Origin of the sequence: Microcystis sp. M179S2, assembly GCF_020245805.1 — a bacterium.
GTDB lineage: Bacteria > Cyanobacteriota > Cyanobacteriia > Cyanobacteriales > Microcystaceae > Microcystis > Microcystis aeruginosa.
Map to the genome: position 1 here is coordinate 1 of NZ_JADBUE010000305.1, position 16,197 is coordinate 16,197.

Sequence of the window (16,197 nt, forward strand, 5' to 3'; positions counted from 1 at the left end):
CTATAGCTTGTTTCGGGGCAGAAAACCATCAAAAACATGGCTACAGAGGGAATCGCTGACTCTAGAGATTAATGACACCATCTGTTACGCTAAGGTGAGCGATCACTATACAGCCAACTCTACGGAATCGCTCTACTCCAGATACAGTCAACGGTACAGCCATTTTCAAGGGGAAAATGTACCCAGTGGTTGCTTGTCAATTTTTTCTGAGAAGCCCCATGCAGTAAGGGTTTTGTTGATTTTTTAGTATTTCTGTATGGGTGAAGTCCAGCCATACCTCATTAGACTGAAAATCGCTATAGTATTTCCTTTAACAAATAGAGTAATCATGGGTATAATAAGAGCAATCTTAAAAAAGATGAAGGTATCCGATGGGTAATATTGTCGGGATAGATTTGGGTACGACAAATTCAGTAGCGGCATTTAAATTAGCGGGGGTGGAGGTAGTGACCGCCGCAGATAACTCGCCTCCGGAGAGAAAATTAACCCGATCGCTCGTCTCCCTAGCCGGAGAGGGGCTGATCGTGGGAGAGGAAGCCTACAGACAGATCAAGGCGACCCCAGAAAACGTGATCATGTCGATCAAGCGTTTGATGGGTAGGAGTTTTAGCGATACTATCGTTCAGGAGCAAATACCCCGTTTAAGCTATAAAGTCACTCGCTCGAGCCGGGGTACGGAGGATAGTCTATCGGTATGGTTAGGGGGCAAGGAATACGAACCGGAAGACATATCGGCCGAGATTTTAAAAAAAGTAGTAGCTAATGCCCAGAATTATCAAGGGGCTAACGGTCAGAAAAGCCGGATAAAGGAAGCTGTGATCACTATTCCCGCCTATTTTAACGATAAACAGCGTCACGCCACGCAGATGGCGGCAAAACGGGCTGGTATCATCGCCTGCGAGTTGCTCTCAGAACCGACCGCGGCGGCAATTTCCTACGGTTATAAACCGGATTCGGAGGAGGTAAAAACTATACTGGTGTACGATTTCGGTGGCGGTACTTTCGATTCTTGTTTGATCACCGCCGCAGGAAATCAATTTATAGAATCGGGGAAAGCTGGGGATCTCTGGTTAGGAGGAGATGATATAGATGCACAATTAATGGGATTTGTCAAGGAAAAAGTGGCACAAGAAGAAGCTCTAGAGGATGTGGACGCTCTGATCGCCGCGATGCCCCATTATCAAAGGGTAAGATTTTTAGGGGATTTCAAGAGTGCCGTAGAGAGGGCAAAGATAGATTTAAGTAGTGCTGAAAGTGCTGCCATCATCCCCGCAACCCCGTTGATCGATGAGATGGGTATGGCGATCACCATTTCCGTGACGATTAAGAGGAGTGAATTTGAAGAGATGATCCGGCCCCTAGTGGAGAAAACGATCGCCATCTGTCAAGAAGCGATCCGGTATTCCGACTATCCCGAAGATCTGATCGATGTGGTGTTATTAGTGGGGGGTTCCTCCCAGATTCCTTTCGTCCAACAGGAAGTTAAAAGAGTTTTCGGTTCCGAGAGGGTGGTAGTTCATCGACGGCCGATGTATGCAGTAGCGGAGGGAGCAGCGATCGTGGCTGCTGGTTTAACAGAGAAGGTAATGACCGTATCCCGTGATTACTGTATCCACTTGGCCGACAGCAGCCAATATCGGATCATCAAACAGGGGGATATATTACCCGTTAAAACCACCCACAGTTTTAAAACCGAAGTGGATGATCAGAGTCTGATCCATTTTAAATTTTATAGTCCGGATCGGGTGCGGGAAGAAAGTACCGGGGAGAAGTGCGACGAGAAAATTGGGGAAATGTGGTTAGCCCTCGATCGACCCTATCCAAAGGGTACAGAAATATTACTAGCCGTTTCCCTAGACGAACAGAATAATTCTCTATCGATGGTAGCAAGTTTAAAAAATGACCCCTCGATCAAAGTGAGTTCCGATTTTTCCCGCGGGGGTGAGGACGAGGCGATATCGCGACAGGTAGAAGAAAGTATCGAGGAGATGAACCGTAAGGAGTTATTAACCACGGTAGGGGCCGAATACGTCTATCAAATAGCTGGGGAAATAGTTCGGGCGGCCAATCAAATCCGCGGAGAGGATGGAAAATCGCGGCAAGATCGGGTCAAGGTAGCCAGGGAAAAATTACAGGAGTTAAAAACTTACACCTGCGAGGATAGTAGTCAGGGTAAAATCCTGATCTCCGAGTTCGAGTTCGTTTTAAAATACTGTCAAATTCTGGTTCTGGAAGAACAACAGGCACGCATCGAACAACTGATCGAAGATTTAAATAAAGCTATCAATAACGGTAATCTTTCGGCTATACAGCGATTAAATGAAACGGCACTACAGGAGAGGAAAAATTTATCCGAATTGTTGCTGCTGCTGCTATTGTGTCGTAGCGTCATCACCCGAACTGGAGTGGTAAATCAAGCCAGCGCGGATAGTATGGCGAGAAAATTCCTCGCGGTTATCACCGCTTTGGCAGCGGGGGATCGAGAAACGGCGGAACGAGAATTACAGCGATTATTACCGGAAGTTCGCCAGAATTGCGAGATCGAATTACCGACAGGCAATGTGGCCACTGGATTAACCCGATTTTAATTATGAGTAAAATTAATTGTCCCGTTTGTCAACGATCGAACGTGGAGGGGAATGTTTGCCCCAATTGCGAGACGGATTTATCCTCTCTACGTCTTTTAATGGAACTATCTCCCGTTGTCGATAATCCGACTGCAACTAACCGCCGCGGCTTATTACTGGGATTGGCTCTTTTGCTGTTAATTTTGGGGATTTTTCTGGGCGCTATCGCTTCTAATCTATTCCCCCGTTCCCTAATCCCTGTCAGCGAATCTAGTCCCGTTATCCCTCCTGTTGGGGAACTGATCGCGCCATCGAAGGAGGTGACTAGAACTGTCTGCGTGGATGGGTTTAACTATCGGGTTCGAGCGGGTGATTCCCTATCTCGTATCGCTCAACGTTTTTACGGAGATGAGTCTCTATTATCTCCCATACTTGAGGGTAATCCTTTTTTGCTTGATCGGCTCGATTCTCTCGAGGTCGGTGAAAAGTTATTGATCCCCAACTCTGATAAATCCTGTTAATTTTACCCAGTACGAATATTATGTTAGTTTTCTTGGGCTATGCTATTGGATTTGTTTTAGCTTTTTTTCTCGCCATTAGTTTAACGGCTGTTTTTTTAGGGTTTCCTACTAATAAGGACAATAACTATTCCTCAAGACAATCAGAAATATTAACCGGCTTTGGTTGCGTACTTGTCATTATATTTATCCTCTTTGTCCTCAAAAATTGGCTGGCTTTAGATGAGAATTTTATCACTTATTTTTCTATCACTACATTTGTTTTGATTTTCTTGGTTTTTTATGGACGAATAGAAGGAATTAAAAAGGGCAGAGAACTGGCGAATAAGGCGATAAAATTACAAGCGGAAGATACGGGAAACCCTTTCGAGAAAGGAAAGTTATCGGAGGCGTTAAAATTCTACCAAGAGGCTAACAAATTAATTAATGATCCTAAGTTAAGATCTTTAGAGAAAAATCTTGAACAAGAATTAGAAAAAAGAAAAAAATTTCTGGATTTTTTTAAACAGGGCAAGGAGTTGGGAAATCGGAGATATTTTAAGAAGGCTTTAGGGGTACTGGAAAGCGCACAGGCTCTTTATTCCCATCACCGAATCCGTTTAGAAATCCAGCAATGTCAATTACAGGTAGAGCCAGAAAATATCTGTCAAGTAAGACTTAAAAAAGCCCAGGAATTAGCCCGACAGGGACAACTAAAACAATCGAGAGAGTTAATAAATAAAGCCCTAGCAGATTTCCAGCGACTGGACGTTAAAAACCTATTAACTAAGGTAGAACAGATAACGATCGGCTTCAATTATTTTGAACAGGGAGTGGCTGCCGAAAAAAACGGCGATCTAAACAAGGCGATAGATAACTATCGAAAAGCCCTACTCATGACACCCGAATTAATCGATATAAACCGGCGATTAGGCATGACGAATATTAAAGCGGGGAACTATCGGGAGGGAATAGAACAATTAGAGGGAATCGAAGATAGGGAATCGATCTACTTCCGGGGTTACGGTTATGCGAGATTAAAGGAATGGAGGAAAGCGCGTCGGGAATGGAAAAAGATCGATCGACCGGAAATTAAAGAACAGATAGAGCTGCTCACCCGATATAGCCAAAGGGAAAAATTAACTCTACAGCAGGAAATACAAGAACTAATTCAAGAAGAAAACCTAGAATTAGCCCGCTCGAAAAGTGAGGTGTTTTTAGAGAAATTCGGCGATGACCCTCAAGTTAGCCAGAACTTAAGCAATCATATCGTCTCCCGGATAGCCCATCAACTCTGGATGTCTCAGGATCGAGAAAAAATCCTTATCAACGCCGAGAGGGAATGGGAAAGAAAACGCAATCTGGAATCATTGCACAATTTGGCAATCGCCCTTTATTATCGATCGGTAGAAAATCCCGCTACCCTAGAGAAATTAATACCCGTCTGGTTATCCGCTACGGCGAATTTAAATCTCAACACCAGTATCAGGAATATGGTTTGGAAAGTTATCGATGACGGTGATATACGGGACTTAGAGGCACAATTAACCCGAATACTTGAGGAGCTGATCGATCGAACCAAAGAAGACCTAAATTACTACCTGCAACTTCGCGATCTTTACCGTCGCGATACTGTCGCCCTAGGGTTATTACGGGATAATCCTGTAGAGGGAATCCATATCGAAGGGTTAACCATCCTACCTGGGTTGTATCGGACTCACCCTGATAGAAATACTGTTAAACTGCCCGATCAATTCTGGGCGACTCTCTATACCCGTTGGGGGGAATCGGTGGCTGCCTGTTTGCAGGGGGATCGGGTTCGCGGAGTCGCGTTAAAACCCCTAACCTGCCAATCTAATCTCGAACAGATAGCTAATACTTTTGTATCATTCCATCAAGGTTGTCATTATCTACAACAGAAACAGTGGCAAAAAGCCGAGAATCCTTTAAAAGAGGCGAAACCAGCCCTTAAAAATCACCCAGAATGGATTGAGGAGATCGATCGACTTTACCTAGAATTACAGGAGGAGATTGAGGGTTTCGAGAATCTATTAAGGATGAATAGAAATTGGTACGAGTTAGTACAAACTACTAACTCGAAAATGTATTACGTCCGAGATAAAGCCTTGGAAATAGTCAGGAGATTGGATGAGCAAAAGATAGACGATTCCAAAGCTTTAAGCGAACTGGAGAAATTAAAACAGATAGATTACAATAATGCCATACTAAACGAATTCATCGAGGAGATTATTTTTAGAAAAGACGTAAGGGAAGTAGGGCGATTGATGGAGCGCAATCAATTTTCTGAGGCGATCAAAAAGGCGAAACGATCGAGATCACAAAAACTCCGTCACCTTACCGCCCAATTCTGTCTCGATCTTTTAAGAGAAAATTATCAAAAATTACCCCAAGAATTACTAATAGAACTTGTTAGATCGGCTTACGAATTATGCCCAGATGCTCCAGAGTTTCGAGAAGTCTATAAACTATTTCATATTATTTAATGGGAGTTAGATTAATGTACGATAATTTAGATAGTAATCCTTACGATATTCTAGAAATTTCCCCCGCCGCTTCCACTGCCGAAATCACTAAAGCTTTCGGTCTAGCTATGAAACGCCGTAGGTATTCTATGGATAGCATAGCTAAAGCGCGTAAGATATTAATGAATCCTCAAGATAGGATAGTTGCGGATTATTTACGTCCTCATCTCCCTCTGGTTCAACGCTTGAAAACCATGTCTTTCTCGGAATTGTCTGAACCTTTACCATCTTTAGAAATCTTAAATACCATGGATGATATTAATAATTACGATCAAGAACAACTTAAAAAAGTTGCTGGCGAACTGGCTTCATCGATACTCAAAGACCTTAATTTTTTGGAGGAATAAGGATGAATAATTACAAAATTAGCGAAGAAGATAGAAACAAATTATTAAGCCTAATTATAAATTTAACCAAAGAGGAGGCAAGTTTAAAACAAGCTTTACGGCAGCAAGGAGAGAACAATCGCTCGGAAAAAGAACAGATTTTTTTAGAACTATTAGAGGTATTTGATACCCTCGAATCGTTATTAAATTATTTAGAATATCGACACGAACCAGATGATCGAGTCGGGAAAAGATTACCGAAATCTTTAAAAAGTGTACAGACAAAATTATTAAGTATTCTAGAAAAACGTCAGGTGCTGAAAATAGAACTATCCGCTGATCAGCCAGATTTTACTATCTGTCAGGTGGTCGCTCGAGAAATACGCCCCGATTTGGAAGAACAGACGATCACAAAAATAGTCAGGCAGGGATTTACAATCGAGGATAAATTACTCAGACCGATGGAGGTTATTACATCTAAACAAGAATAGATAACCCCTTGCCACTTCCCACTCCCAACCCTGGCGCTCCCGTCCACCTATTTTCTGAGAATTCTAGAGGTGCTTGTAAAGATTTGTTACAAGGAGACGAGGAAAAATCTGAGGGCAGGGAGACAAGAAAGGATTATCGACGGGGATCAAGGATTTCATCGGGAAATTAGATTGGGGATCAAGAAAAACTGATTGTAAAGTTTTCGATACCTCTCGCCGATTCTTGTAATAGTTCGATACATATAACATAGATGATCAGCGATGATTGTAAATTTATATTGCGAATAGCTCATCTTCTTCGGTATTTTCCCTATACTGGTTTTCATCAACTTTGAGCCGACGTGCAGAAAAGTTAGACCACCAAGTTTGTAAGAGGTCAGGAAGATGCAATTAACCGCAAGAAATAACTGGGGCCACGTTTCTTTAGCAATGCTAAAAAGCTTTCTTCTCTGGAGTTTCGTCCTCACTGTCTGTTTATTAGTAGTGGGATTTCCTTTAGTAGTATTAATGATGACAGTGGGAGCATTGTCGGCGATTATCTTACAGTCAGTTTTACCGATTAGTTCCGTGCTTTTAGTGGCGGGAATGATTATTGGTATCAATATTTTGGCTATCCTAATTAGTGCCGCTTTGTTAGCAGCAAAAGGTGTTCATCCCCATGAAGTTAGCTGGTTGCACTGGTTACACGGTGAGGTAAAAACCTCTCATCAAGCTGTTTATGCTTCTTGTCCCCTAACTTGCGGGGTAGTTCATTAAATCTGATTTTCTTACAGTGGAATTACTTACCTTTTTTCTATTTAGATTTATTTAAGTTTTCAATTGCTTTATCGGTTGACTATACAGATTCCAAGCTAGTGGAACCCGGTTTTACCGGGTTTTTTCATCGTTATTGAGCTAAAGCAGTTATCTGAATGGTGAGGTACGAAGTTTTCCTTTTGGGGAGTCGGTCGCCGGTCGTCGATATCAAATTATGAGAAAGGCTGTAACTGAATATGAGAAGATAGGGAAATAAAAGCTTTTTTGCTGTGATCGGTAAACAGTGATCAGTTAACTGAAAACTCACATCTGATCAGTGATCACTGATAACTAACCGGTATAATGGGGGAGAAAACCGGAAAAAATCGATGTCTAGCCTTCCAGAAACCGACAATCCCAGCTACAAGGGCATCTTAGAGGCATTAAACCATTTAATCACCGTTGTTGCCCGTTTACGAGACCCAGAAAGCGGCTGTCCTTGGGATTTAGCTCAAACCCCGGCAACCCTAATTCCCTACGTTATCGAAGAAGCTTATGAGGTGGTAGCGGCGATTAAAAGCGGTGATAAAACTGCCATTGCCGAGGAATTAGGTGATTTACTGCTACAGGTGGTTTTACAAGCCCAAATTGCCAGCGATGAGGGTAATTTTAGCCTAGAAGAAGTGGCTAGGGGCATCACCGATAAATTAATTCGTCGTCATCCCCACGTTTTTGGGGAGCTATCCCTAGAAAATCCCGAACAGGTGCGTCAAAATTGGGAGAAAATCAAAGCTGAGGAAAAAAATGACCCGACTATTAGCGGCAAATTAACCCGTTATGCCCAAACTTTACCACCCTTGATGGGAGCGATGAAAATTTCTCGGCAAGCAGCGCGAGTCGGTTTTGAATGGGAAAATATCGCAGGAGTCTGGGAAAAATTTGGCGAAGAGTTAGCAGAATGGCAAGAGTCCCTAGAATCGGGCGATAAAGAGCATCAACAGGCCGAATTAGGCGATTTACTCTTTACTATTGTCAATCTTGCTCGCTGGTATAATTTAGACCCCAGTATCGCTTTACAAGAGACTAATCTGCGTTTTATTCAACGTTTTTCCCTAGTGGAATCCGTGGCGGAAAAGCCTCTCCATGACTATACACTAGAGGAATTAACAGTTTTTTGGCAGCAAGCGAAAGCTAAGTTACATCAACCATCATCTGGGCAATAATGCAAGAGCAAGAAATTAATAAGGACAAATCTAAGAGTTTTTGGGCTTCTATTCGAGAAAATCTGCAAATTATCGCTATAGCTTTAGTTTTAGCCCTACTGATTCGCACTTTTGTGGCTGAACCTCGTTTTATCCCCTCTGATTCTATGTTACCCACCTTAGCACAGGGCGATCGCTTAGTGGTGGAAAAACTTTCCTACGATTTCCATCCCCCTCGACGGGGGGACATCGTCGTCTTTGAACCGCCGGCACAATTACAATTACAGGGATATCAAAGGGACCAAGCTTTTATTAAAAGAGTGATTGCCACCGCAGGGGACGTAATTGCTGTCAAGGAGGGCAAAATTTATCTGAATAATCAACCCTTGTCAGAGGATTATATTCTCGAATCCCCTCAATATAATTTAATGCCTTTGCTTGTGCCGGAAAATAATTTATTTGTCATGGGAGACAATCGCAATAATAGCAATGACTCCCATATCTGGGGGTTTTTACCGGAAAATAACGTGATTGGTAGGGCGGTTTTTCGCTTTTTTCCTTTTAATCGTTTGGGGATTTTAGGGGGGGAATAGCTAACAGGAATTTTTAGTCTTGATGATGTTGAACAATTAAGACGGAACAGGGGGCATGATGGAGAACATAATTACTCACACTACCTAAGAATAACTCTCCTAGACCCGATCGCCCACGCCGACCGATGACAATTAAATCAATATTTTCCTCTCGCGCCACTTTACAGATAGTTTTGGCTGCATGACCGTAAATTTGCCGGTATTCTCCCTTGACACCCATTTCTCCCGCCTGATTAGCTCTTTTTTGCAACATGGCCACCCCTTTCTGCTCGAATTCTTCCCATTGTTGCCGCCAAAAATCGAGAGTGAGATCATTCCCCTGGGCGGGGTAAATATCGGCTAAATTGGGTGGAATCGGTAAAGGGCTATAATCTTCCTCAGGGGAAAGGACGTGCAGTAGTAGGAGGTTAGCTTCGTACTTACTGGCTAAGGATACAGCCTCCTTAAAGACACTCTCCCCCATCTCCGACAAATCTACTGCTATCAAGATTTTTTGATACATTTTTCAGCCTCTGCAACCATGCCTTATTTAACGGAATCCGACGCTATTAGGAATGCGATCGATCACTTTTCTCATTTTCCCATTCTTTGGTTAGATACGGAAGTAGCCGATTACAATAGCAAGACTCCCCGTTTGTCTCTGATTCAAATTCTGGCTGATTCCACGGACTTAACGGGTGAGCGGGTGACAATTTTGGATGTTCTTGATCGACCCGATCTTACTAACTATTTTATCACTAAAATCATGCTGGTTGACCGGATAGAAAAGGTTTTTCACAATGCTAGTTATGATTGTAAATTTTTGGGCGGTAAAAGCCAAGTTAAAAAAATTACCTGTACCCTAGAGTTAGCTAAAAAGGTTCCCTACTATATTGCTCCTTTACCCAATTATCAACTGAAAACCGTGGCTGAATGTCTTTGTCATTTTCCCGCTATCGATAAAAGTGAACAGGGGGGTAATTGAGGCCAACGACCTTACCAAATGCAGGTTACACTTCATCTTTATAAGAAACGCTGTCAGAAATTGATTTTGTCTGACTATTTAACATTGCCAGAATTGAGATACAATTAAACAGGGATGTTAATAGACAAATAATAGCTAGAAAAAATTGCTTGCGGGGATAATTTCAATGACTGTAAAGATCGCTTATCTGGGGCCGGTGGGAACCTATTCAGAAACAGCCGCTTTAGCCTATGCTAATAGTTTACCACCCCAGCCTCGTCAATTAATACCCTATCCTAGCATTGCCTTGGCCCTGGGATCGGTTGTCCAAAATCAGGCCGATTTAGCAGTGGTCCCGGTGGAAAATTCCACCGAAGGAAGTGTGGTAATGACTCTTGATGCTTTATGGCAATTACCTGGGTTACAGATTCAACAAGAATTAGTTTTACCGATTTCCCATGCACTTCTATCTCCTCGACAATCGCTAACAGAAATTAAAACCGTTTATTCCCATCCCCAAGCTTTAGCCCAATGTCAAAAATGGCTAGAAAATAATTTGCCTACCGTGCCGATTATTCCTACTAATTCTACCACAGAAGCGATTCAAATTCTCGATCGAGAGGCCAATTCTGCCGCTATTGCTTCCCCCCGGGCAGCAAAACTCTATCATGTACCAATACTAATACAACCAATTAATGATTATCCCGATAATTGTACCCGTTTTTGGGTCATGGCTTTAACTTCCCATCGCCAAGGTGAGCGAATGTCCCTCGCTTTTCAAGTTTTAGATCAACCCGGCGCTTTAGTCAAACCCTTAGAAGTTTTTGCCAAACGTCAGCTTAATTTATCTCGGATCGAATCGCGACCAACTAAAATATCTTTAGGGGAATACATATTTTTTATTGATCTAGAAATTAATCCAGATCAACAGCATTTAATCGCGGCAACTTTAGAAGAATTAACCAATTATACCGACGCGATCAAGGTTTTTGGTGCTTATCAGGTGGTTAATTTGCCTGTAGAAAGTTTAGAGGAATTATAAACTAAATTCCTCATAAATTACAGAAATTAAATAGAGATATTTTAGCTTTTAAGAGAGGGAAGAATCGGCAAAGATGAGTTTTCCTCTGGGGTAGAATCAAGCTTTCTTTCCCCCACTAGAGGAAGAATAATTTCTACAGTTGTTCCTAAACCTTGACCTTGACTAGAGATAGTAATATCTCCCCCCATCATTTTCATAAAATTCTTAGAAATAGCTAATCCCAAACCCGTACCGCTAAATTTTCTAGTTGTGGAACCATCAATCATCACAAAAGGACGGAATAATTTTGATTGTTGCTGGGGGTCTATACCGATTCCTGTATCGATGATAGTAATAATAGCCTGTGTATTTTCTAGGCGAGTTATTAAAGAAATTGTGCCTGTATCAGTAAATTTAATTGAGTTAGAAATAACATTCAAAATTACCTGTTTAAATTTAGTGGTATCAGCATAGACTATAGGAATTTCTGGACAAAAAAGTAGATTGAATTTTAAGTGCTTACGTTGCAGCGATGCTGTTTGTAAATTAATAACTTCATTGATAATTTGGTGTAAATCTACTGGTTCAAGATTAACGGAAAGTTTGCCCGCTTCTATTTTAGCAATACTGAGAATATCATCAATAATTTCCAAAAGATGTACAGCTGCATTATCCGCTTGTTGCAGATATTCTTTTTCCTCCTGCTCACTATTACAAAATCCATCCATAACGCAACGAATTGAGCCAATAATACCATTGAGAGGGGTGCGTAATTCGTGGGAAGTATTCGCCAAAAATTGGTTTTTTAATTGATTAGCATTTTCCGCTTCTTGCCAACTCTTAACTATTTCCTCTCCCCAAAGGCGTAAACGTTCGAGCATTTCCTCTAAGGCCGAGGCTAACTGATTAATTTCTCGAATATTAAAGTTCTGTGGTGTAATATTTTGTGAAGGAATTTTCTGAATATTTAAGGCATAATCTCGCAGTTTTTCTAAAGGTCTAGCTAAATCCCTAGTGATCAGTATAATAGCTACTAAATAAGCTAATAATAAACCAGAAATCAGATAAAAAATTGCCTCCCAAATTTGTTGCAGAGGAGCCAGAGCTTGGGAGAGGGGACTAATGGCTAAAACTATCCATTTTTGGGATGATTCTCCCGTAACTGGACTGGGGAGGGAACTATAACCTGCGACTAACTCTTTGCCATATTTCTCGAAAGAAAATAAATGGAGAAATCTCTGTTGACCTCTAACAGCATTAATGATGATTAGATTGAGGCGTTCAGCATCAGCTTCTTGACTGATATGGCTACCAATGCGATCAAAATAGGGATGAGCGAGAATAATGCCATTTTCAGAAATAACCACGGGATAACCCGATAAAGAACCGGGTAAAACCTTCTCACGGTAAAGTAGAGAAGTTTGCAGAATCAGACTAGATTGTAATTGTCCTTGATTATCGTAGATGGGAACAGCAAAAACTAATTCTAATTGACGATTATTATTGGGAGATTTTGTTAAAAGTTGTCGAGGTAAACTTCTAACTAAAACATTCTCGATATTCCCAGCAGAGCTAGTCCGTTTTTCTGTCCATCTTTCCAGGGGCAAAACTTTGATAATTTCTGGTTCACAGGCTCGATTTAATAAAGGTTTCTTGGTCTTAATATCAATTAATTCCACACAGTTAATCTGATTAGGAAGCTGGGCCGTGAATTGTTGTAAAAAAGCTTCTTTTTCGGCTAAGGTTCCCTGTTTTAAAACCAGACTTTCGCCCGCAGTGATAAGATTGGCCTGCAAAAATTGAATTGATTGATCAATATTGTCTGCTTTTCTGATGGCACTTTCGGTGAGATTTTGACGGGCCGTTTCCAAAAAAGCCGATCGCGCCTTACGATAGGTAACATAAACTCCCATTAGTAGTACAGGAACACTAACCAAGAGTAAGCGAGAGAGCAGAATACGACGAAAGGAGGATTGACCGATAGGCATAGGCAGAAATTGGTTTGATTCTTGCTATCAAACTCCAGACTATACTAGCCTATTAACCAATCGGACCCGGTGATATTCCTCATCATTTGCCATGAATCGTCCTCACACCACCGTTATTTTAGCCATGAGTGCCGATGGTAAAATTGCCGACGCCTACCAGTCAGCGGCCAGATTTGCTTCTGTTACCGATAAAATGCGTCTAGAACAACATTTATCGCGCATGGATGCCGCTTTATTCGGTGCTAACACCCTGCGCGCTTATCACACCAGTCTTCCTATCCGTCATACCGATTTTCTCGCATACCGTCAACAACGGGGATTATCCCCGCAACCGATACAGATCGTTTGTTCTTATTCGGGCCAGCTTGATCCCCGGATGAAATTTTTTCAGCAGCCTTTCCCGCGCTGGTTAATCACGGCAGCGGAAAAAGTGGCGGCATGGGAAAATCGGGGTTTATTTGAGCTTGTCTTAGTCTGCGGTGATTGGAAGGCTATTTTTAGTCAATTTACCACCCTAGGTATTAAAAAGCTGGCGATTCTGGGAGGAGGTGAATTAATTGCCTCTCTTTTAGCTGAAGATTTAATCGATGAAATCTACCTAACCATTTGTCCGTTGCTGTTAGGAGGCAATAAAGCGGCAACTCCCCTGGGGGGAACTGGATTTATGGCTGATTCTGCCAGAAAATTACGACTTTTGAGCGTGGAAACCGTGCAAGAAGAAATTTTCCTACATTATTCCCTTGAACGAGATTCCCACAAATCTCAAAACTAGATTACCTTAAATAAAAAGGTTGACTTATCTTGTCCCATGGTAGAACAGCTTAAACCACAATATTCTGTCGCTTGGATTGATAAAATGAGTGAGATTCCCCAACAAAAATGGGATGCTCTCGCTCAACCCCTAACTACTCCCTTTCTAGAGTGGGAATGGTTACATAATATCGAAACTTCTGGCAGCGCCACGGGACGCACGGGGTGGCAACCTGCTCATCTAACAGTTTGGCGCGGTGCTGAGTTAATTGCCGCCGCTCCTTTGTATATTAAAAGTCATAGTTACGGTGAATTTGTCTTTGACCACCAATGGGCGGATCTTTCCCATCGTTTGGGGATTAGATACTATCCAAAACTGTTAGGAATGACCCCTTTTACTCCGGCGGTAGGTTATCGTTTTTTAATTGCTCCAGGGGAAAATGAACTGGAGATTACTGCTTTAATGATAGCGGCAATTGATCATTTTTGTGATCAAAATAATCTGTCGGGTTGTCATTTTCTTTTTGTGGATCCCCAATGGCGAATTTTAATGGAAAATTTTGGCTTTACTCCCTGGTTACATCATAGTTATATTTGGAATAACAAGGGTTTTCAAAGTTTTGAAGATTATCTGACGGTTTTTAATGCTAATCAACGCCGCAATATTAAACGGGAACGGAAAGCGGTGACTAATGCGGGGTTAATTATTAAAACTCTGGCCGCCGAAGAAATTCCCCATCATTTATTCCCGTTAATTTATCGGTTTTATAGCAGTACCTGTGATAAATTTTACTGGGGAAGTAAATATCTGACACAGAAATTTTTTGAACAATTATATCCGAACTATCGTCAGCGAGTGGTTTTGATTACTGCCTACCAAAATGAAAAGGATACTAAACCCGTGGGTTTATCTTTTTGTATTCGCAAAGATACTAATCTTTATGGTCGTTACTGGGGCAGTTTTCAAGAGTACGACTGTTTACATTTTGAAGCTTGTTACTATCAACCGATCGATTGGGCAATTAGTCAAGGTATTACCATGTTTGACCCGGGTGCGGGAGGACAACATAAAAAAAGACGGGGTTTTCCCGCTACTGCTAATCACAGTTTACACCGTTTTTATCATGGCAAAATGACTCAAATTCTCCGCAATTATATCCATGAATTTAATCAAATGGAACAGGAAGAAATTGAGGCAATCAATCAAGATTTACCCTTTTCTAAGAGAGAAATTGAGTTGAACGAGTAATTTAGATAGGGTTTGTACTTGGGTGCAATCAACTATGAATACGAGGTTCCGGGTGCAGATTGGCTAAAATCTCACTCTCGATCACCGCTAGGGTTTCTAAACGTTGCTCGATCACTGTCCGTTCAAAATAATCCGCTGCTAAGAGCCAATAAATACCATAATGACGCGCTTCGGAAGCCATGAGACTACGATAAAATTTGCCTAAATCGGGATCAGGACAATATTCTCCCAATAAACCCAATCTTTCGTGGGAACGCGCCTCAATTAAAGCTGATATTAACAGCGAATCCAAAAGGCGATCGGGTTCTTGGTGACGAATCTGGGCCTTTAATTTAGCACCATAAGGGGGAGAATTCAAGGGAGCGAGGGGAATTCCCCATTTATCTAACCATTGATTTACCTGTTCAAAATGTTCTAATTCCTCTTGGGCGATCGCCGTTAATTTCCGCACGAGGGAAGCGTAGGAAGGATAACGAAACATGAGATTTAAGGCCACTCCTGCCGCTTTTCGCTCACAATGGGAATGATCGAGCAGAATAATCCCTAAATTATTAATTGCCTGTTCTATCCAATCCTCAGAGGTGGCACTGACTAATAAATTAATCTTTCCCATCGTCGCTGATTCCAATTTGCTGCATCTTTCACCCTAACCCAAAAAGTCGAACATTTGCCGAAAAAAGCAGACTTTGCCATTCTAAAAGTACAGGAATCGGGATGTTAAGATGACGGGGAGCCTCTAGGGGTAGGGAAAGTTCGATCGCTTCAGTAACGGGTAGCTGCGGTAAGATATCCTGCATCTCGTATTGACCGACGTTAGCTGCTGGTGATTTTTCGGCAAAAGCATCCTTAGCCGCTAAAATTTCGCCTTTAGCTGTCGTTATCGTCAATCTTTCTCCATGGAGAAACTCAATCCCTTCAGGAAATCCCACCAAGCGCAAACTAATTTCTCGGGTTTCCCCATCCTTAATTCGTTTGAACAACACCACCTGCCAAGGACTACCAGTATCATCGCGCAAACTATGACGGGATTGATACAACAGCTGCCCCGGCCCCTCTAGCTGTTGTCGAGTTAGAGCTAGTGCAGACAAGGAAAAATCAATCTCAAAGCTGATAAACAGCAAAAAACTCACGAGAACACAAAATAATAATAGAAATCGTTTCATAACTTTATTGACATAACAGATAAAATCTGATAGCAACTTTGTCCGTTTAGCCAAGCTAATGCAATTGTATCGCCATATAGTTATACTAACATAATGTTTAAAAGGGATAGGAGAGTGGGCAGCGCCAGA

17 protein-coding genes are annotated in these 16,197 nt (G+C 41.8%); 13 read left to right on the forward strand and 4 right to left on the reverse strand.

The features are described from left to right. The 9 genes from IM500_RS18980 to lepB form a co-directional block, all read left to right on the forward strand. Nucleotides 1-247 (forward strand): hypothetical protein (locus tag IM500_RS18980; protein ID WP_287739331.1); only part of this gene is annotated, 247 nt, incomplete at its 5' end. A 124-nt stretch (nt 248-371) separates the two neighbouring features. Then, complete coding sequence (locus tag IM500_RS18985) at nt 372-2,588, forward strand: Hsp70 family protein (protein ID WP_190718834.1); 2,217 nt, start codon at nt 372-374, stop codon at nt 2,586-2,588. Nucleotides 2,589-2,590: 2 nt separating this feature from the next. Beyond that, complete coding sequence (locus IM500_RS18990) at nt 2,591-3,088, forward strand: LysM peptidoglycan-binding domain-containing protein (protein ID WP_190718831.1); 498 nt, start codon at nt 2,591-2,593, stop codon at nt 3,086-3,088. A gap of 20 nt (nt 3,089-3,108) precedes the next feature. Beyond that, a complete protein-coding gene (locus IM500_RS18995) occupies nt 3,109-5,568 on the forward strand; it encodes a hypothetical protein (protein WP_287739332.1) in 2,460 nt (819 codons plus the stop codon). Next, nucleotides 5,568-5,954 carry a J domain-containing protein gene (locus IM500_RS19000; RefSeq protein ID WP_242029970.1) on the forward strand — a complete coding sequence of 129 codons (387 nt, stop codon included), beginning with the start codon at nt 5,568-5,570 and terminating at the stop codon, nt 5,952-5,954. Before IM500_RS18995 ends, IM500_RS19000 begins: the two co-directional genes overlap by 1 nt. 2 nt (nt 5,955-5,956) lie before the next feature. Next, nucleotides 5,957-6,424 (forward strand): nucleotide exchange factor GrpE, encoded by a 468-nt coding sequence (locus IM500_RS19005; RefSeq protein WP_190356653.1) that lies wholly within the window; start codon nt 5,957-5,959, stop codon nt 6,422-6,424. 384 nt (nt 6,425-6,808) lie between these two features. Beyond that, entirely contained in the window at nt 6,809-7,180 is a 372-nt protein-coding gene (locus tag IM500_RS19010) for a hypothetical protein (RefSeq protein WP_012267375.1), read from the forward strand. 368 nt (nt 7,181-7,548) lie between these two features. Next, nucleotides 7,549-8,382: a nucleoside triphosphate pyrophosphohydrolase gene (mazG, locus tag IM500_RS19015; RefSeq protein ID WP_190718826.1), complete on the forward strand. Its 834-nt coding sequence runs from the start codon at nt 7,549-7,551 to the stop codon at nt 8,380-8,382. Then, nucleotides 8,382-8,954 (forward strand): signal peptidase I, encoded by a 573-nt coding sequence (gene lepB, locus IM500_RS19020; protein ID WP_287739333.1) that lies wholly within the window; start codon nt 8,382-8,384, stop codon nt 8,952-8,954. Before mazG ends, lepB begins: the two co-directional genes overlap by 1 nt. 13 nt (nt 8,955-8,967) lie before the next feature. Here the strand turns inward: lepB and IM500_RS19025 are convergent, their stop codons facing one another. Beyond that, nucleotides 8,968-9,456 (reverse strand): universal stress protein, encoded by a 489-nt coding sequence (locus IM500_RS19025; protein ID WP_061430996.1) that lies wholly within the window; start codon nt 9,454-9,456, stop codon nt 8,968-8,970. An 18-nt stretch (nt 9,457-9,474) separates the two neighbouring features. On the opposite strand from IM500_RS19025, the gene IM500_RS19030 reads away from it, so the two are divergent. Next, nucleotides 9,475-9,918 carry a ribonuclease D gene (locus tag IM500_RS19030; RefSeq protein WP_199328709.1) on the forward strand — a complete coding sequence of 148 codons (444 nt, stop codon included), beginning with the start codon at nt 9,475-9,477 and terminating at the stop codon, nt 9,916-9,918. 166 nt (nt 9,919-10,084) lie between these two features. Beyond that, nucleotides 10,085-10,939: a prephenate dehydratase gene (pheA, locus tag IM500_RS19035; protein ID WP_190718817.1), complete on the forward strand. Its 855-nt coding sequence runs from the start codon at nt 10,085-10,087 to the stop codon at nt 10,937-10,939. Between the two features lie 41 nt (nt 10,940-10,980). Here pheA and IM500_RS19040 read toward each other — a convergent pair whose 3' ends face one another. Beyond that, entirely contained in the window at nt 10,981-12,906 is a 1,926-nt protein-coding gene (locus IM500_RS19040; RefSeq protein WP_190718814.1) for a sensor histidine kinase, read from the reverse strand. 91 nt (nt 12,907-12,997) lie between these two features. Here IM500_RS19040 and IM500_RS19045 point away from each other — a divergent pair, with 91 nt between their 5' ends. Together IM500_RS19045 and IM500_RS19050 are read left to right on the forward strand one after the other, a co-directional pair. Further along, nucleotides 12,998-13,678 carry a RibD family protein gene (locus IM500_RS19045; RefSeq protein ID WP_190718811.1) on the forward strand — a complete coding sequence of 227 codons (681 nt, stop codon included), beginning with the start codon at nt 12,998-13,000 and terminating at the stop codon, nt 13,676-13,678. A 36-nt stretch (nt 13,679-13,714) separates the two neighbouring features. Further along, complete coding sequence (locus IM500_RS19050; RefSeq protein ID WP_190718808.1) at nt 13,715-14,905, forward strand: GNAT family N-acetyltransferase; 1,191 nt, start codon at nt 13,715-13,717, stop codon at nt 14,903-14,905. A 28-nt stretch (nt 14,906-14,933) separates the two neighbouring features. Here the strand turns inward: IM500_RS19050 and IM500_RS19055 are convergent, their stop codons facing one another. Together IM500_RS19055 and IM500_RS19060 are read right to left on the reverse strand one after the other, a co-directional pair. Next, nucleotides 14,934-15,518: a MiaE family protein gene (locus IM500_RS19055; RefSeq protein WP_190718805.1), complete on the reverse strand. Its 585-nt coding sequence runs from the start codon at nt 15,516-15,518 to the stop codon at nt 14,934-14,936. Nucleotides 15,519-15,546: 28 nt separating this feature from the next. Then, nucleotides 15,547-16,068: a DUF3122 domain-containing protein gene (locus tag IM500_RS19060; protein WP_190718802.1), complete on the reverse strand. Its 522-nt coding sequence runs from the start codon at nt 16,066-16,068 to the stop codon at nt 15,547-15,549. Nucleotides 16,069-16,197 lie beyond the last annotated feature (129 nt).